The organism is Sphingobium sp. MI1205, from assembly GCF_001563285.1.
In the GTDB taxonomy this organism is placed as follows: Bacteria; Pseudomonadota; Alphaproteobacteria; order Sphingomonadales; family Sphingomonadaceae; genus Sphingobium.
In genome coordinates this window covers 1,754,343-1,771,450 of record NZ_CP005188.1, presented here as the reverse complement: position 1 = coordinate 1,771,450, position 17,108 = coordinate 1,754,343, and the positions used below count along the sequence as shown (strand labels likewise).

14 protein-coding genes are annotated in these 17,108 nt (G+C 63.9%); 6 read left to right on the top strand and 8 right to left on the bottom strand.

Translation table 11 applies throughout. The features are described from left to right. Positions 1–20: 20 nt before the first annotated feature. The 7 genes from K663_RS08450 to K663_RS08420 form a co-directional block, all read right to left on the bottom strand. A complete protein-coding gene (locus tag K663_RS08450) occupies positions 21–605 on the bottom strand; it encodes a hypothetical protein (protein WP_021246272.1) in 585 nt (194 codons plus the stop codon). A gap of 81 nt (positions 606–686) precedes the next feature. After that, complete coding sequence (locus tag K663_RS08445; protein WP_021246273.1) at positions 687–1,097, bottom strand: DUF2147 domain-containing protein; 411 nt, start codon at positions 1,095–1,097, stop codon at positions 687–689. A 50-nt stretch (positions 1,098–1,147) separates the two neighbouring features. Then, positions 1,148–1,720, bottom strand: coding sequence for an HdeD family acid-resistance protein (locus tag K663_RS08440; protein WP_021246274.1), 573 nt, complete (start codon positions 1,718–1,720; stop codon positions 1,148–1,150). A 140-nt stretch (positions 1,721–1,860) separates the two neighbouring features. Further along, positions 1,861–3,084: a phospholipase A gene (locus tag K663_RS08435; RefSeq protein ID WP_030090399.1), complete on the bottom strand. Its 1,224-nt coding sequence runs from the start codon at positions 3,082–3,084 to the stop codon at positions 1,861–1,863. After that, on the bottom strand, positions 3,081–4,274 hold the full coding sequence (locus K663_RS08430) for an acetate/propionate family kinase (RefSeq protein ID WP_030090400.1): 1,194 nt from the start codon (positions 4,272–4,274) through the stop codon (positions 3,081–3,083). The genes K663_RS08435 and K663_RS08430 overlap by 4 nt, the downstream gene beginning before the upstream one ends. Beyond that, positions 4,271–5,692 carry a bifunctional enoyl-CoA hydratase/phosphate acetyltransferase gene (locus tag K663_RS08425; RefSeq protein WP_030090401.1) on the bottom strand — a complete coding sequence of 474 codons (1,422 nt, stop codon included), beginning with the start codon at positions 5,690–5,692 and terminating at the stop codon, positions 4,271–4,273. The genes K663_RS08430 and K663_RS08425 overlap by 4 nt, the downstream gene beginning before the upstream one ends. Positions 5,693–5,695: 3 nt before the next feature. Then, on the bottom strand, positions 5,696–7,450 hold the full coding sequence (locus K663_RS08420) for a PHA/PHB synthase family protein (protein WP_030090402.1): 1,755 nt from the start codon (positions 7,448–7,450) through the stop codon (positions 5,696–5,698). 341 nt (positions 7,451–7,791) lie between these two features. On the opposite strand from K663_RS08420, the gene lptB reads away from it, so the two are divergent. Then, positions 7,792–8,715: an LPS export ABC transporter ATP-binding protein gene (gene lptB / locus K663_RS08415; RefSeq protein ID WP_062066091.1), complete on the top strand. Its 924-nt coding sequence runs from the start codon at positions 7,792–7,794 to the stop codon at positions 8,713–8,715. Here lptB and K663_RS08410 read toward each other — a convergent pair. Further along, on the bottom strand, positions 8,705–9,409 hold the full coding sequence (locus K663_RS08410) for a TetR/AcrR family transcriptional regulator (RefSeq protein ID WP_081873244.1): 705 nt from the start codon (positions 9,407–9,409) through the stop codon (positions 8,705–8,707). The two genes, lptB and K663_RS08410, sit on opposite strands and share 11 nt — an antisense overlap. Before the next feature lie 160 nt (positions 9,410–9,569). Between K663_RS08410 and K663_RS08405 the strand changes: the two genes are divergently transcribed. The 5 genes from K663_RS08405 to K663_RS08385 all read left to right on the top strand — a co-directional run bounded on the left by K663_RS08405 (position 9,570) and on the right by K663_RS08385 (position 17,065). Then, positions 9,570–11,033 carry an efflux transporter outer membrane subunit gene (locus K663_RS08405; protein WP_231746291.1) on the top strand — a complete coding sequence of 488 codons (1,464 nt, stop codon included), beginning with the start codon at positions 9,570–9,572 and terminating at the stop codon, positions 11,031–11,033. After that, positions 11,033–12,106, top strand: a complete 1,074-nt coding sequence (locus tag K663_RS08400) for an HlyD family secretion protein (protein ID WP_021246282.1) — start codon at positions 11,033–11,035, stop codon at positions 12,104–12,106. The genes K663_RS08405 and K663_RS08400 overlap by 1 nt, the downstream gene beginning before the upstream one ends. Beyond that, on the top strand, positions 12,103–14,853 hold the full coding sequence (gene rbbA, locus K663_RS08395; protein WP_030090406.1) for a ribosome-associated ATPase/putative transporter RbbA: 2,751 nt from the start codon (positions 12,103–12,105) through the stop codon (positions 14,851–14,853). The genes K663_RS08400 and rbbA overlap by 4 nt, the downstream gene beginning before the upstream one ends. Before the next feature lies 1 nt (position 14,854). Further along, a complete protein-coding gene (locus K663_RS08390; protein ID WP_030090407.1) occupies positions 14,855–15,979 on the top strand; it encodes an ABC transporter permease in 1,125 nt (374 codons plus the stop codon). 294 nt (positions 15,980–16,273) lie between these two features. Next, positions 16,274–17,065 (top strand): helix-turn-helix transcriptional regulator, encoded by a 792-nt coding sequence (locus K663_RS08385; protein ID WP_013846843.1) that lies wholly within the window; start codon positions 16,274–16,276, stop codon positions 17,063–17,065. Positions 17,066–17,108: the final 43 nt, after the last annotated feature.

The following is a 17,108-nucleotide window of genomic DNA, read 5'->3' as shown; positions in this document are numbered from 1 at the left end:
GGGGACCTGTTTCCTTGAGATCATGCGCTTGAGCGCGGATCGTTGTCGGAGCGCAGAAATCTGCTCCAGTCGATCTGGGCGAGCGCAGCAAGCAGGATGATCATGCCGATCTGCATCGCGATGCCCCACGGACTGGTGAGGCGCTCGGTAAAGACGTCACCCAGGCTCGATTTGCGGATCACGCCTGCTGTCGCGGCATAGATCGAATAGGAGACGAGACGCCCGACGAAAAACGCTGCTGTGAACTTCCCCAGCCTGATACCCGCAAGGCCGGCCGCTTCGAACAGTTGCGCCGAGGGAAGCGGAGAGAGCGCGAACAACGCGAGCCCGAAAATCGCGCTTTTCGGTCGGTCCTCGACGACTTTTTTCGCTGCTTCGAGGTTGCGCTTTTGTTTCGCGGGCAAATAGTCCTTGAGAAATCGAAAGCCCCAGGCAAGCAGCAAACGTCCAAGAGCGGCCGCGAGCGCGCCAATGAACACGATCAAGGCGACAGGCAGATCGGTCGTCAGGCCATAGAGAACGATGATCGACCATGTCGGGGGACCGAACGCGGGCAACAGGTTGATACCAAGGACGATCAGGAAGAGAATCAGGCACGCGGTCATTTCGCCTTCGGCGTTATCGCATTTGCGCAGGGTCAGCGAGCCGGATGGGAGAGGTGTCTTTCAGCCTGTCAATCCATGCGTCTACTTCTCGACGCGCGTCCAGATCTGCGACCGGCACCCGATGCGCCCGACGAGGCAGCCGTTCGCCTCGAGCCTGTTGCTGTCGAGTACCGTGACGCGCCCGGTGAAGGTCCGGCCGATATCGGGCACGAAAACGCGGCCGCGCCACACGCCGGGCTGCTCCTGCTCGAAATCACGAAACAGCTGTGCGCCCACCAGAGGATCCGGGCTGCCCTTGCGCGCATCGGCTTTCGCCTTGTCGTTAGCCCAGACGACGACACCGCACATCCTGTCGTCGCACGGTTGCGCGCGGATATGCACACTGTTTGCAGGGTTGCGCCAGATAGTCCCGGAAATGCTCGATGCCGGAGCATTTCCGACCGTTGCCGCCAGGATGAGCAAGACCGAAAGCGGTTTGTATCCTCCGATCATCCTGGCGTTTCCTTTGTTGTTCGGGGCAGGGCACCCTTGCCGCACTAAGTCTATAGCTTACCGATGCGGCGCAGACCCATGGCGAGGATGATGAGGAAGGTTCCTCGCAGCAGGAAGCTCAGGCCGACCGCCAATGCCAGGAAGGCAAGTCCGGTCGCGGGATCGCTGAACAGGAGGAGACCGCCCAGAACAGTGTCGAGAACGCCGAGTAGCAGGCGCCAGCCCCGGTCATGCGCAGACTGGAATGCGCCGACGATTTCGAAAACGCCGATGATGAGCAACCAGGCGCCGATCAGCGCGACGAGCGTCAAGGCCCCGGCGAAGGGATTGAAGAAAGTGATGGCGGCCGCGACGAGGCTCAGCACGCCGAGGAGGATCTCGATCCAGCGTGCGCGCCGGGAGAGCGAGGACAACCCGGCCGCGATAGCCAGTATTCCGTATATGAGGAGCGCCACGGCAAGGAAAACACCTGTCGCGAAGCCCGTCGCGATTGGGTTGAGGAGCGCAAAAACGCCGATCAGGATCACGAGCAGCCCATAAGCCAGGACCCAGCCCCAACTGGTCTCCAATGCCGGGTCGGCCATACCATAGGGGCTGGAATAGCGCCTCGATTGTGACGGCATGTGAAGGGCTCCTTCTTGGTGACTCGGAACTTTTGCTGTGAGCGTGTCGACTATTGCCAGAGTGCAACCTCAAGTCGAGCAGGAAGCGCTGATGTCGCAGGAGGCGTCGCTCAAGTGCGTGATGTGCATGAAGGCGGGTTTCAACGCACCAGTGCCACGCCCAGACGAAAACGGGTCGTATGGCGATCATAGTCGAGCAGATTCTCGCCATAGCCGATGAAGCTCTGGCCGAAGAGATAGAAGTCGGGTCCCCCGCCCAATAGCCGCGAGAGCGGATAGGAAAAATCGGCGGCGAGTGCGCCTTTGCCGCTGGAGACGCTGAACCGCGTGGATGTCGTAAGGCGTAGGCCGTCATCTTTCCCGACTTCCAGGAAGAGCGAGCTATTGCCTCTGTAGCGGCGGATATCGGGATTGTCGGATTTGTCGCCGACAAGGAGGGAGAAGCGCGGAGCTACCGACAGGCGATAGCCGCCGCCGAGCGGGAAGGCGGCCATCGGCGCCACATAGAGCGTGTTGAGGCTGCGGGAATCGAGACCGGAGCGACCGTTGGATTCATGGCGAAAGCCGCCCTGTGCGCTCAGCGAGATGCCGCGTGTCAACGTAGCTGAAGGGGTCAGGTAGAAGAGTTCCGGCTGATAGTCGATGTTACGAAACGGCGAGGAATCCGCGCCAAGATCCCAGAACATGCGCTGGGTATAGGCAAAATGCAGTCCGTCGCGCCAGGAAAGTGGCAAGCCCTGGGCGCGTCTCGTTCCGAAAATCTGATATTTGAAGCTGATCTGGATGCGTGCGGCGCTGTCGGTGCCCGGACCATAGACAGCATAGATCGGTTCATAGGCCGACAGGTTGGCGAAAAAGGCGTTGCCCGCCGACCGGTCCGAGGGAGGCGGCACAGCCTTGTTTTCCAACCCCGGCGCGTTGGGAGGCCCGGATTGCGCGGAGGTGTTCGTGGCTATTTGCGCCCCTCGGTCCGCGGGCCGCAATGCCAGCGTGATCTGCCGCGTGCCCCATGCGGGAACGGAGATCGCGGCGCCTTCCAGCGACAGATTGGTCCTCCGCGCAAGCCGGTAGGTCGCGCGCGTGAAACCGCCAGGTGGAATGATCGGGTTTGGAGGCGTCGTCGCCATGCGCTCCAGCCAGGCGGTGCGAGAGACGCCGCTCTGCTCCACCTGCGCTTCGATGCGGTCCGGAAGGGCCATGCCCTGCGGATCGCCGCTGTCATTGAGCAGGCGCAGATCGACTAGGACAGCGCCGGTTTCGTCCTCCTGCCCGGCATCGCTGATCAGGATTTCGACGGGCGATGCGGCATGAGCCGCGGCAGGGACGGCAAGCGCGATGGTGGCAAGGCTTATCGCGCGCCTCATGATGGATTCTCCCCCAGCACGTGCAAGGTGTGGAGCGCGATCATCCGTTCCTCGTCGGTGGGAATGACGCGCACCGCGACATGGCTGCCGGGCGTGCTGACAAGCGGGGCGCCGGCAGCGTTCGCCTGTTCGTCGAGTTCCACGCCCAGCCATGCGAGGCGTGCGCAGATACGCTGGCGCATCGCGGCGTCGTTCTCTCCGATCCCGGCGGTGAAGACGATGCCGTCCAGCCCGCCCATCGACGAGGCGAGCGCGGCCGTCTCGCGCGCGGCGCGCCAGGCGAACAGCGCCATGGCTTCTTCCGCTTCCGGCGCATCGCTGGCCGCGAGCGCCCGCATGTCGCTCGACAGGCCGGACACGCCGAGCAGGCCGGACTGCCGGTAAAGCATGTCCTCCACATCGGCCGCGCTCATGCCCATGCGGAGCTGAAAGTGCAGGATCACGCCGGGATCGATAGTGCCGCAGCGCGTGCCCATCACCAGGCCGTCGAGCGCAGTGAAGCCCATGGTCGTATCGACGCTCCTGCAGTCCCGCATGGCGCAGAGGCTGGCCCCGTTGCCCAGGTGCGCCGCGACCACGCGGCCCGCGGCCAGCGCCGGGTCGATCTCCGCGAGACGCATTGCGACATATTCATAGGACAGGCCGTGAAAGCCGTAGCGGCGGATGCCCTGATCGTGGAACTTGCGCGGGATGGCCAGGCGCGAGGCGACGTCCGGCTTGTCGTGGTGGAAGGCCGTATCGAAGCAGGCGACCTGCGGCAGGTCGGGTTTCAGCTTCGCGATCGCGCGGATCGCCGCGAGGTTGTGCGGCTGATGCAGCGGGGCGAGGGGGCACAGCGTTTCCAGCCTGTCCAGCAGGTCGGCATCGACCAGGCGGGGCGTGACGAAGTCCAGGCCGCCATGCACCACGCGATGGCCGATGGCGATCACGTCCCGCCCTTCCAGCGGATGGTCTCCTGCCCAGGCGAAGAGGTCCATAAGCAGGTCGGCATGGCTGAGCGCGGCGCCGTCCGGCCAGTCCCGCTCGATGAGCGTTTCCCCCGTCGCGGAGCGGGCCCGCAGGCTGGGCGCGATGCCGATCTTCTCGATCTTGCCGCCTGCCGAGAGCGTCAGCCCGTCCCGGCCATCGAGCGTGAACAGCGAGAACTTGATGCTGGACGAACCGGAGTTGATGGCGACGACGGCTTTCATGCGCTCGCCGCTCCCGGCAGGCCGGGCGCGGCCTTGGTGGCGGCGCGCGCCATCAGCACCGCGACCGCGCAGGAGGCGAGGCGGGTGCGCAGGCTGTCGGCCCGGCTGGTGAGGATGATCGGCACGCGCGCGCCCATCACGATGCCCGCCGCGTCCGCGCCGCCCAGGAACGTCAACTGCTTGGCCAGCATATTGCCCGCTTCCAGGTTGGGCACGACGAGGATTTCGGCCTTGCCCGCCACCAGCGAGACGATGCCTTTCTCCTTGGCGGCGGCTTCGCTGATCGCGTTGTCGAAAGCCAGGGGCCCGTCCAGAATGCCGCCCGTGATCTGCCCGCGATCCGCCATCTTGCACAGGGCGGCAGCGTCCAGCGTGGATTGCATCGCGGGATTGACCGTCTCCACGGCGGAAAGGATCGCCACTTTCGGCTTCTCGATGCCGATGACATGGGCAAGGTCGATGGCGTTGCGGATGATGTCCGCCTTTTCATCGAGCGTCGGGGCGATGTTGATCGCGGCATCCGTGATGATGAGCGGCGTCGGATGGCCCGGCACGTCCATGATATAGGCATGGCTGATCCGCCGTTCGGTCCGCAGGCCCGTGGCGGAGCGCACGATGGCGCCCATCAGTTCGTCGGTATGGAGCGAGCCTTTCATCAACAGCTTCGCTTCGCCGCCGCGCACCAGGTCCACGGCCTTTGCCGCCGCTTCGTGGCTATGGGCGGCGGATACGATGCGGAAAGGCGAAATGTCCTTGCCGGCGTCTTCGGCCGCCTTGCGGATCTTCGCTTCCGGCCCGACCAGGATCGGCATGATGAGATTGGCTTCGGCGGCTTCAATCGCGGCCAGCATGGCGGCCGCGCTGCAGGGATGAGCCACCGCCGTCGGTTCCGGCACGCCATTGGCGGTCATCTCGATCAGCTTGCGGTAGCCGTCATGGTCGCGCAGGCTGACCTCCGGCAGCGCCGCACGGGGGCGGCGGACCTTCTCGGCCGGCGCCTTGACTTCGGCCTGGCCGCTGATGACTTCCTCGCCGTCCTGGTTGACGCAGCGGCAATCGAACAGGATATCATGGTGCGCGCGTTTTTCCGCCACCGTCACCGACGCCGTGATCGTGTCGCCAAGGCCTACCGGCCGCGTGAACTGCAGCGACTGGCTGAGATAGATCGCGCCGGGGCCGGGCAGTTCGGTGCCCAGCACGGCGGAGATGAGACCGCCGCCCCATAGTCCGTGCGCGATGACGCGGCGGAACATGTCGGTCGCGGCATAGTCGGCGTCCATATGCGCCGGGTTCACGTCGCCGGACACGAGCGCGAAAAGCTGGATGTCCTCTTCGGTCAGCGTGCGCGAGATACTGGCGGTATCGCCCACTTTTATCTCGTCGAAGGTGCGGTTCTCGATCATGGTTCCGTCAGTCATTGCTCAATGCTCCAGCACATAATGGCCGGGAGCATCGGCGATCGCCGCATAGCCCTTGTCCGCTGCGCCCATGGGCGGCGGCGCACCAGGTTCTCCCGAACGCGCGGCCAGCCATTCTCCCCACGCCGTCCACCATGAGCCTTGCTTTTGCTCGGCGCGGCTTGCCCATTCTTCGGGATCGTAGGAGGTGCCGTCGACCTCGCGGGTCAACACGCGGTAGCGGCGGCCCTTGTGGCCCGGTTCCGAAACGATGCCGGCATTGTGCCCGCCGCTGGTCAGGACGAAAGTGATCTCGGCCCCGGTCAGCAGGTGGATCTTGTGGACGGAATGCCACGGCGCGACATGATCGCGCTCGGTTCCGACCACGAACAGCGGTTTGCGGATGGAGGCAAGGTTGATGGTTCGCCCATCCACCCGGTATTTTCCTTCGGCCAGGTCGTCGTCGAGGAACAGGCGGCGCAGATACTGGCTGTGCATGGCATAGGGCATCCGTGTGCCGTCGGCGTTCCAGGCCATGAGGTCGTTCATCGGTTCGCGCTCGCCCATCAGGTAGGTGGCGAGCACACGCGACCAGACCAGGTCGTTGGAACGCAAGACCTGGAAGGCGCCGCCCATCTGGCTGCTGTCCAGATAGCCCCGGCTCCACATCATGTTCTCCAGCAGGTTGAGCTGGCCTTCGTCGATAAACAGGCCCAATTCCCCCGGCTCGCTGAATTCCGTCTGTGCGGCCAGCAGTGTGACGCTGGCGAGCCTGTCATCTCCGTCGCGCGCCATGGCCGCGGCCGCGATGGAAAGCAGCGTGCCGCCAAGGCAATAGCCCATGGCATGGATGCCCGTCGCGCCGGTGATCGCCGTCACCGCATCGAGCGCCGCCATCGGTCCGAGGTGCCGGTAGGCGTCCATGTCGAGGTCACGGTCGGCACTGCCGGGATTGTGCCACGAAATCATGAACACGGTGAAGCCTTGCGCCGTCAGCCAGCGGACCAGCGAGTTCTCGGGCGACAGGTCGAGAATATAGTATTTCATGATCCACGCGGGCACGATCAGGATTGGCTCGGGCCGCACGGTGTCCGTGGTCGGTTCATACTGGATCAGTTCGATCAGCTTGTTGCGGTAGACGACCTTGCCTTTGGCAGTGGCGACGTTTTCGCCCACGCGAAAGGCTTCGGCGCCGACCGGCGGCAGGCCGCGCGCCATGTGCTGCATGTCCTCGACCAGGTGCCGGAAGCCGTCGACCAGGCATTGGCCACCTGTTTCCGCGATCTTGTGTTGGAGAACGGGATTGGTGGCGAGAAAGTTGGTCGGCGCGAGCATGTCCAGCATCTGCCGTGCGGCGAATTCCACCATGTCTTCATGATGTTTCGAGACACCGCCAATGCCTGTCGTCGCGGCGTGCCACCATTGCTGGTTGAGCAGGAAGGCCTGAGCGACGAGATTGAAAGGTAATTCTTTCCAGGCGGGATCGGCGAAGCGCCGGTCCTGCGGCAATGGTTCGATGGCCGGTTCGGCCTCGCTGTCTTCCATGCGGCGCTGCAGATAGTCGAAAAGCCGGGCATGCTTGCGGATGGCCTTGGCGCCAAGCTGCATTTGTTTGCCCGGCGACGTGGCGAGATGAATCCCCCAATCGGCCATGGCAAGCAGGAGCGTGGCCGGCGAAAGGCCGAAAGTCGTCTGCGCGATGGCCGCCGATGCCGTGCGGTCGAGCGTTTCGCTGATTCCGTCCAGCGGATCGTCGGAAGGCGGAGGGGACGTGGCCATGACTATATACTCCGAGTTCCGCTGGAAGGTGCCTCGTCTCTCCGACAGGATTCCACAGCAGATGTTTGGGCCGCCCCTCCCGGTTCTTCTTATGCCGAACGGTACTGCATAGGTAAGATAGAATGCAAGCCGCACGGAGCTTGGTTGCGACCGGACGGCTGTCTGACGGCCAGTCGCAACCGCGGGCGCGGGGATATTCGGCCATGGCCTGCTGGAGAAAAAGGAGCCTCAATCATTGAGCGTAAAGCCACTAGGTATAGTTCACGATGGCGATGCATTGCCTGGAGATACAGTGTACGGCGGTCGTCATCCCGGGCAATTTTGCGGGAAATTGAAGGAGAATGGATGATCCGCGAGATCGCCATGATGGCAGCGGTTGCGCTGGTGCTGGCCGGCCGGGATGGAGACGCGTACTGACCCGGCTTTTGAGGGACCTTGGCGGAAATCTCGGGCATGATGCCCAACTCGTATCGCCGGCCGCGCGTTCGGAGAGCGAGCCGCTTGCGCCCGCGTCAATCGGACCGGTCGCAGTCGAGCGCGCGCCGACGGTTCTTTCGATCGCCGGGATCGAGAAGTCCTTTGGCAAGCGGAAGGTGCTTGACGATGTCGCGCTCGAAGTGCGGGCAGGCGAAATCGTGGGGCTTCTGGGGCCAAACGGGGCCGGCAAGACGCTCTGCTTCTATGCGATTGCCGGCCTGATGAGCGTGGATGCCGGCAGGATCGAGATTGGCGGTCAGGATGTCACCGCGCTTCCCATGGATCGAAGAGCGAAGCTGGGCCTCGGCTATCTTCCCCAGGAAGGATCGATCTTCCGCGGCATGACGGCTGCGGAGAATATCGCGGCCGTGCTCGAACTGCATATCGCCGATCGCGATGTAGCTGCCGCGCGGCTCGATGAACTTCTTGCCGAGTTCAATATCGCCCACATTCGCGACGTTCCCGCACAGCGGTTGTCCGGCGGGGAACGCAGGCGCTGCGAGATCGCCAGGGCCATGGCGGCAGCGCCCTCGGTCATCCTGCTCGATGAACCGTTCGCGGGCATCGATCCCATGTCGATCGCCGACGTCAAGGCGATGGTGCGAAAGCTCAAGCGAGAAGGCGTGGCGATCCTTCTGACCGACCACAATGTGCATGAGATGCTCGAACTGGTCGAGCGGGCCTATATCATCGATCAGGGCAGGATGCTGTTCGAGGGCGGCCCAGAAGCGGTACTCGACAACCCCGAAGTCCGGCATCGCTATCTTGGCGAGGGCTTCAGGATGTGAGGCGGTTACCGCGCCCTTCGTTCAGGAACGGAATGGCCTTTGCCATGAGGTCGAGCGCTCGCTCGATATAGGCAGCCTTTGTCCGGGTGGTGTTGTGCAGATCATGGCGCTGCAGGATGCGCTGGCGCGGCACGGTGACCAGCGCGTCGAAGAGAAAAGCAGCGAGGAACGGAAGATCGCCTGCTTCCTCGCTGTTCGGTTCGCTCGCCTCGGCAAGGATCGTCTGCATCAGATCGATGCCGAACTGGGTGCCGATCGCGGGCTGTGCCCGCATCATGCCCGGATTGTGGTTTGCCAGCCAGATGATGAGCGCTTCGATGCCCACGACATCGCCTTGAAGCGACAGGTCGAGCATCCTGCGAGCGATATAGGCGATTTTTTTGCGGGTGCTTCCTCGAGGGACCGATGCCGCGATCGGATCGAGATAGCGGGCAAGGCCGTGTTCCATGGCGGCGACGAGCAGGGCGAGCTTTGAGCCGAAGCGGGAATAGAGCGTTCGCTTCGATGTCTGTGCGGCGGCGGCGATAGCTTCCATACTCGTACCCTCGACGCCGCCGGCGATGAATTGGGCAAGCGCCGTCTCGAGGATATGATGTCCAAGCCGGGCTGCGACCTCCTGTGGCGGCCTTCCTCCCCTGGGATCGCGGGCAGGCAGACGCGAGCCGGTTCCCGATGCGGCGCCGTCATCTTTCATGAATCGCTCGCGGCCCATCGCTGCTTCATTCCAGCTTTCGCGCTTGATCGGCAAGTGATACCGGGCAATATCAAAACCACTAAGTGTAGATACTAATAGTCCGGAGAGGTGCTTGCCCATAGGCGTACCGCCTGTTTGAACCAGAATGGAACCGGACTAGATGGCTCGCCGCGCTCATATTACTGGCCGTTTATGCGGGTTCCGGGCCGTCATGGCGGCGATGATCGTGCCATCTTTCCTGTCCGGCTGTTCCTTCGCGCCGCCCAATGTCCGGCCGGCCCAGCCGGTGCCGCAGGACTATCCCGCGCCAGCCGCGCTGGGCGCGTCCATCGCGCGGATCGGTTGGCATGATTTCTTCCGGGAAGAGCATCTGCGTGCGCTGATCGCGGCCGCGCTGGAGAACAACCGCGATATCCGTATCGCCGCGGCCCGCGTCGATCAGGCGCGCGCGGCCTGGCGTATCGAGGGATCGGCGCTCTATCCCGAACTCAACGCCGTCGGCACCGGCACGCGGGGTCGTTCCATCATCAGCCTGCCGGGCGCAGGCACGCAGAGCTATGACATCAAGCAGGTCACCGCGCAGGTGAGCGCGAGCTGGGAAATCGATTTCTGGGGCCGTCTGCGCAACCTGAACGACGCCGCGCGCAATCGTTATCTGGCGACGGAAGAGGCGAAGCGCGCCGTTGCCACCGGCCTGATCGCGCAGGTCGCCAATGGCTATCTGCTGGAGCGCGAATATGAGGAACGCCTCGCGCTTGCCCGGCGGACGATCGTCACGCGCGAGGACTCGCTGCGGATCATGCGTCGCCGCTATGAAGTTGGTTCAGGTTCCAAACTGGAAATGACCCAGGCGCAGTTGCTGCTGGCGCAGGCGCAGGATGCGCTGCAAGCGCTTGAGCAGGACCGCGACGTGAACCGCAACGCGCTGGCGCTGCTGGTCGGGCGGCCCGTGGAGATCGTGCCTGGGCCCCTCGGTCTTGCCGAAACCGGACCGGATATCGCCCTTCCGCCGGGCTTGCCCTCCGACCTTCTGGTCAACCGGCCTGATATCGTGGCGGCGGAATATCAATTGCGGGCGGCCAACGCCGATATCGGCGCGGCGCGGGCGGCGTTCTTTCCCAATATCAGCCTGACGGGTGCCTTCGGCACGGCGAGTTCCGATCTCGACGGGCTGTTCGGCGACGGGAGCCGCGCGTGGAGCTTCACCCCGACGATCGCCCTGCCGCTGTTCAATGCGGGCCGCCTTTCCGGCAACCTCGATCTGGCGAAAGCGCGGCAGGTCGAAGCCGTGGCCAGCTATGAAAAGACCGTGCAGGGCGCGTTTCGTGATGTTTCCGACGCGCTGGTCCGGCGCCGGCAACTGGCGTTGCGGATCGACACCGCGCGCAGCTCGCTGGACGCCTTGCGCGAACGGGCTCGGCTGGCCGGGTTGCGGTTCGACAACGGGCGTTCGGCCTATCTGGAAGTGCTGGACGCGCAACGCGACCTTTTCGACACCGAACAGGCGCTGATCCAGTTGCGCCGCGCTCATCTGGCGAGCGGCATAGCCCTCTACGCGGCGCTTGGCGGGGGTCCCGCCGAAGTCGTCCACGACAGCAACGATCAAGGCGGAGAACACAGGTGATGACGGCGTCCCGGAAGACATGGCTCATCAGGGGCGGCATCGCGGCGGCGCTCGTCGTTGTAGCTCTGCTCCTTTGGCAGGTGCTCAAGCCCGGCGATTTGCCCGAAGGCATCGTCGGCGGTAACGGCCGGATCGAAGCGGTTGAAATCGACGTTTCCGCCAAATCGCCCGGCCGCATCCGCGAAATCCTGGTCGACGAAGGCGCGTTCGTGCAGGCGGGGCAAGTCGTCGCCCATATGGATACGGACGTGCTGAGTGCCCAGAGGGCCGAAGCCGAAGCGCAACTGGCGCAGGCGCTGAACGGCATCCAGATCGCGACCAGCCAGGTCGCGCAGCAGCAGAGCAACCGGGCGGCGGCTCTCGCCGGCGTCCGCCAGCGTGAGGCGGAGCTGAACGCGGCGCGCAAGCGGCTGGCGCGATCGGAAACGCTGGCGCGAGAAGGTGCGACCGCCGTGCAGGAACGGGATGACGATCAGGCCCGCGTCGAAGGCGCGGCGGCGGCAGTGGAGGCCGCTCGCGCCCAACTCGCGGCCGTCGACGCGGCGATCACGACGGCGCGCAACCAGGTGATCGGCGCGCGTTCGCAGGTCGATGCCGTGCGCGCCACCATCCAGCGGATCGAGGCCGATATCCGCGACAGCGACCTCAAGGCGCCGACGGCCGGCCGCGTGCAATATCGCGTCGCCCAGCCGGGCGAAGTCGTGGGTGGCGGCGGGCGCGTGCTCAACCTGGTCAATCTGGGCGACGTCTACATGACCTTCTTCCTGCCGGAAACGGTCGCGGGCAAGGTGGCGCTGGGCAGCGATGTACGCATCGTGCTCGATGCGCTTCCGGATCGTGCGATCCCTGCGAAAGTCAGCTTCGTTGCCGATGTGGCCCAGTTCACGCCCAAGACGGTGGAGACGCAAAGCGAGCGCCAGAAACTGATGTTCCGCGTGAAGGCGCAGATCGATCGCAAGTTGCTCGATCGCTATATCACCCAGGTCAAGACCGGCCTTCCGGGCATGGCCTATGTGCGGATCGATCCGAAATCCGAATGGCCCGCGAAACTGACCGTCAACGTGCCGCAATGACGGAAGCTGTCGCCCGCGTTTCGGGCGTGAGCCTGCATTACGGCAAGGTGCTGGCGCTCGATGATGTGAATCTTGAAATCCCCGCCGGGCGCATGGTGGCGATGATCGGCCCGGACGGCGTCGGCAAGTCCAGCCTGTTTTCCCTGATCGCGGGCGCGCGAGCCATCCAGGAGGGCCGGGTCGAGGTGCTGGGCGGCGACATGGCCGAGGCCCGCCACCGCAACGCCGTGTGTCCGCGCATCGCCTATATGCCGCAGGGGCTGGGCAAGAACCTCTATCCTACGCTCTCCATCGACGAAAATCTCGAATTCTTCGGGCGGTTGTTCGGGCAGGACGCGGCCGAACGCGAGCGCCGCATTGCCGACCTCACCGAAAGCACGGGCCTCGCGCCGTTCCGCAAGCGCCCGGCGGGCAAGCTTTCGGGCGGCATGAAGCAGAAGCTCGGCTTGTGCTGCGCGCTCATCCACGATCCCGATTTCCTGCTGCTGGATGAGCCGACAACCGGCGTCGATCCCATGTCGCGCGCGCAATTCTGGGATCTGATCGACCGCATCCGCGCGAACCGCCCGCACATGAGCGTGCTGGTCGCCACGGCCTATATGGAAGAGGCCGAACGCTTCGACTGGCTGATCGCGATGGACGCGGGAAAGGTGCTGGCCACCGGCACCGCAGCCGACTTCTATGCACGCACCGGCGAACAGTCGCTGGAACAGGCGTTTATCTCGATGCTTCCCGAGGAGCGCCGCCGCGGGCACAAGCCGGTGGAAATTCCGCCGCGCAGCGACGGCGGCGAGGCCGAGATCGCCATCGAGGCGCAGGGGCTCACCATGCGTTTCGGCGATTTCACGGCAGTCGATCATGTCGATTTTCGCATCGAGCGCGGCGAGATCTTTGGATTCCTCGGCTCCAACGGCTGCGGCAAGTCAACCACCATGAAGATGCTGACCGGCCTGCTGAAAGCCAGCGAAGGCCAGGCCTGGCTGTTCGGCCGCGAGGTCGAGAATGACGACATGGCGACGCGCCGGCGCGTCGGCTATATGAGCCAGGCCTTCTCGCTCTACTCGGAACTGACGGTCCGGCAGAACCTCGAGCTGCATGCCCAGCTCTTCCATGTTCCCGCCGAAGACGTGCCGGCCCGCGTGAGGGAAATGGCGCGGCGGTTCGGCCTGGATGGCATCATGGATGCGTTGCCCGGCGCCTTGCCGCTGGGCCAGCGCCAGCGGCTCAGCCTAGCCGTCGCCATGATCCACAAGCCGGAAATGCTGATCCTCGATGAACCGACGTCCGGCGTCGATCCGATCGCGCGGGACCAGTTCTGGCAGATGATGATCGACCTGTCCCGGCGCGACAAGGTGACGATCTTCATTTCCACGCACTTCATGAACGAAGCGGAGCGGTGCGACCGCATATCGCTGATGCATGCGGGCAAGGTGCTGGTCAGCGACACTCCCGCCGCCATTGTCGAGAACCGCGGCGCGGCGGACCTGGAAGAAGCGTTCATCGCCTATCTTCAGGATGCGAGCGGCGAGACGCCGACAGAAAAGAGGGACGATCCGGTTCCTGCGGGCGCGCCTGCCGCGGCCGATCAGGACATTTCGGCTGCACCGGCCCGCTCCCCATGGTTCATGCGGCGCCGGATGATGAGCTATGCCCGGCGCGAAGGGCTGGAATTGCGCCGTGATCCCATCCGCGCCACTCTGGCTCTGCTCGGCAGCGTCATCCTGATGTTCATCATGGGCTATGGCATCAGCATGGACGTGGAGGACTTGCCGTTCGCCGTGCTGGACCGCGACGGCACGACCACCAGCGAGAACTACGTCCTCAACCTGGCCGGATCGCGCTATTTCATCGAACGGCCGCCGATCACCGACTATAGCCAGTTGGACCGGCGGATGCGCTCGGGCGAACTGAGCGTGGCCCTGGAGATTCCGCCCAATTTCGCGCGCGACCTGCGCCGGGGCGTGCCGGTGCAGATCGGTGTATGGGTCGATGGCGCCATGCCGCAGCGGGCTGAGACCGTGCAAGGCTATGTCCAGGCCCTGCATGCCCACTGGCTCAGTGAAATGGCCGTGCAGGAAACAGGTGCGCGGCCATCGATGGGTCTCGTCAATATCGAGCTGCGCTATCGTTACAATCCGGACGTGAAAAGCCTTGTGGCCATCGCGCCGGCCGTGATTCCGATGATGCTGCTCTTGTTCCCGGCGATGCTGACGGCTTTGAGCGTGGTGCGGGAAAAGGAGCTGGGATCCATCGTCAATTTCTACGTGACGCCGATCAGCAAGGTGGAATTCCTGCTGGGCAAGCAGCTTCCCTATGTCGCGCTCGCCATGCTGAACTATGTCCTGCTGGTGTTCCTCGCCGTCACGATGTTCGGCGTGCCGTTGACGGGCAGTTTCCTCGCGATGACGCTGGGCGCTCTCTTCTATACGCTGTCGGCGACGGCCATCGGCCTGCTGTTCTCCATCTTCATGCGCAGCCAGATTGCCGCGATGTTCGCCACCGCCATCGGCACGATCCTGCCCGCCGTGCAGTTTTCCGGCCTGATCAACCCGGTGTCCTCGCTCGAGGGGGCGGGCGCGGTGATCGGATCGATATATCCCGCGACCTGGTTCGTCACCATCTGCCGCGGCGTCTTTTCCAAGGGGCTGGGGTTCGCCGACCTCTGGCCCGACCTTCTCGTGCTGTTCGCGACGTTTCCCGTCATCCTGGCGCTGTGTGTCGCGTTGCTGCGCAAGCAGGAGAGCTGATATGCGCCACGCGGCCAACATCTACCGGCTCGGCATCAAGGAACTGCGCAGCCTGTGGCGCGATCCGATGATGCTGTTCCTGATCCTCTATTCGTTCTCGGTGGGGATCTACGTCGCGGCAACCGCCATGCCGGAAACGCTGCACAAGGCGCCTATCGCGATCGTCGATGAAGACCAGTCGCAGCTTTCCAGCCGGATAACCGGCGCCTTTTATCCGCCGCACTTCACGCCCCCTTCGATCGTGGGACTGAACGAAGTGGACAAGGGGCTGGATGCCGGGCGCTATACGTTCGCTCTCGACATCCCGCCCGATTTTCAGCGAGACGTACTTGCGGGACGCCAACCCGGCTTGCAGCTCAACGTTGACGCTACGCGGATGAGCCAGGCTTTCACGGGCGGCGGCTACATCCAGCAGATCGTGCAGGGCGAAGTTGCCGAATTCATGAAAGGCACGCGTGCGAGCACGCCGGTCCCGGTCGAGCTGGCGCTGCGCGTGCGGTTCAATCCTACGCTGGCGCAAAGCTGGTTCGGCGCGGTCATGGAAATCATCAACAGCGTCACCATGCTGTCGATCGTGCTGACGGGCGCGGCCCTGATCCGCGAGCGCGAGCACGGCACGATCGAACATTTGCTGGTGATGCCGGTGACGCCATTCGAGATCATGGCCAGCAAGGTCTGGGCCATGGGGCTCGTTGTCCTGGTCGCCTGCGCTTTCGCGCTTTTCGCGATGGTGGAAGGGGTACTGTCCGTTCCCGTCGAAGGGTCGATCGCGCTGTTCCTCGCCGGAGCGGGGCTGCACCTGTTCGCCACGACCTCCATCGGCATCTTCATGGGGACGATCGCGCGCTCCATGCCGCAGTTCGGCTTGTTGCTGATGCTGGTGCTGCTGCCGTTGCAGATGTTGTCCGGCGGTTCGACGCCGCGCGAAAGCATGCCTGAGTTCGTCCAGACGGTCATGTTGGCCGCGCCCACCACCCATTTCGTGAAGATGGCGCAGGCCATCCTTTACCGGGGCGCGGGCTTTGACGTGGTCTGGCCCCAGTTCCTGGCTATCATTGCTATCGGCGCGATCTTCTTCGCCATTGCGTTGGCGAGGTTCCGGCGAACCATCGGCACGATGGCGTGAGGAGGCAGTCGAATGTCAGAACACCAAATTGCGTGGGGCATCGTAACGATGCTTCAGACTAACGATTGCCGAACGGTTCCGCGCAGGTTTCGCAGGAGAATAATACCGGCGGCGGTGTCACGGATCCTGAGCCAGGTTTTCGAAACAGCGAATCCACGATTGCCCTAGCAGCCTCACGCGTCAGCCATAGCGCTGGCTGACGGCTGTGAATGCCCCCTATCTCCCATAGGTATCACAACGGCTTCTTCTGGCACGTTTGCCGGTGCACGGCCAACACAACCCAAGGAGGATGCCATGTATGTCAATGCCAGACTGCGTGAGACACTCTCACGCTTCAATGTCGCTTCTTCAATGGAAGCGCTGCTCGCCGCCTTAGCTGATGCCGCCACGAAAATGGGCTTCCCCTATGTCGCGATGATCCAACATGGCGGCCTCCCACGCTTGGTCGAACGGGCGCTGGTTATTACCAACTATCCGGCGGAGTTCGTGCGTTTCTACACCGAGAGCCACGCGTACGTCATCGATCCAGTCTATGAGGTGAGCCAGTTGCTGGACCGCCCGTTCAGCTGGGACGAGATTCCCGGTTATGTCGATCTCACAGGCACACAATCAGCCCTGTTCGAAGAAGCGCGGCTGCATGGTCTCGTCCACGGTGTCACCGTGCCGCTCCACATACCGAGCGAATCCCATGCGTCTTGCACTTTCGCACGCGCGGAGCCGATCATGGCTTCGCCATCGCTACTGACGACGCTCCACATCGTCGCTGCCTTCGGGTTCAAGGCGGGCCTCAGACTACATCATGCCTCGCGCGGACATGACGTACCCAGGCTCACGCGCCGCGAAGCTCAATGCACGGCATTGGTCGCCGTCGGCAAGAGCGATTGGGAGATCAGCCAGATACTCGGTCTGAGCGAGACCTCGGTGCGCTATTTCGTCTCCCACGCAAAGCAGCGTTACGGCGTCTACAAGCGCTCAGAGCTTGTCGCCAGGGCGCTCATCGACGCGCAGATCCTTCGAAACGACCAAGGGATCATTGAGGCTGGACCCCGCCGCCCGCGCCACAGGGCGAAACGGCGCAGTCCTTGACAGTCCTGTCGGTGTCGCCGTGTTGCGCATCCCGTCAATTGGC

Excerpts from the sequence above, each read along its gene's own strand:
- lptB (WP_062066091.1), top strand. The coding sequence starts at position 7,792 with ATGGATGATCCGCGAGATCGCCATGATGGCAGCGGTTGCGCTGGTGCT.
- K663_RS08435 (WP_030090399.1), bottom strand. The coding sequence starts at position 3,084 with ATGAGGCGCGCGATAAGCCTTGCCACCATCGCGCTTGCCGTCCCTGCC.
- K663_RS08430 (WP_030090400.1), bottom strand. The coding sequence starts at position 4,274 with ATGAAAGCCGTCGTCGCCATCAACTCCGGTTCGTCCAGCATCAAGTTC.
- K663_RS08420 (WP_030090402.1), bottom strand. The coding sequence starts at position 7,450 with ATGGCCACGTCCCCTCCGCCTTCCGACGATCCGCTGGACGGAATCAGC.
- K663_RS08425 (WP_030090401.1), bottom strand. The coding sequence starts at position 5,692 with ATGACTGACGGAACCATGATCGAGAACCGCACCTTCGACGAGATAAAA.
- K663_RS08405 (WP_231746291.1), top strand. The coding sequence starts at position 9,570 with ATGGCTCGCCGCGCTCATATTACTGGCCGTTTATGCGGGTTCCGGGCC.
- K663_RS08390 (WP_030090407.1), top strand. The coding sequence starts at position 14,855 with ATGCGCCACGCGGCCAACATCTACCGGCTCGGCATCAAGGAACTGCGC.
- K663_RS08400 (WP_021246282.1), top strand. The coding sequence starts at position 11,033 with ATGACGGCGTCCCGGAAGACATGGCTCATCAGGGGCGGCATCGCGGCG.
- rbbA (WP_030090406.1), top strand. The coding sequence starts at position 12,103 with ATGACGGAAGCTGTCGCCCGCGTTTCGGGCGTGAGCCTGCATTACGGC.
- K663_RS08410 (WP_081873244.1), bottom strand. The coding sequence starts at position 9,409 with ATGAAAGATGACGGCGCCGCATCGGGAACCGGCTCGCGTCTGCCTGCC.
- K663_RS08440 (WP_021246274.1), bottom strand. The coding sequence starts at position 1,720 with ATGCCGTCACAATCGAGGCGCTATTCCAGCCCCTATGGTATGGCCGAC.
- K663_RS08450 (WP_021246272.1), bottom strand. The coding sequence starts at position 605 with ATGACCGCGTGCCTGATTCTCTTCCTGATCGTCCTTGGTATCAACCTG.
- K663_RS08445 (WP_021246273.1), bottom strand. The coding sequence starts at position 1,097 with ATGATCGGAGGATACAAACCGCTTTCGGTCTTGCTCATCCTGGCGGCA.
- K663_RS08385 (WP_013846843.1), top strand. The coding sequence starts at position 16,274 with ATGTATGTCAATGCCAGACTGCGTGAGACACTCTCACGCTTCAATGTC.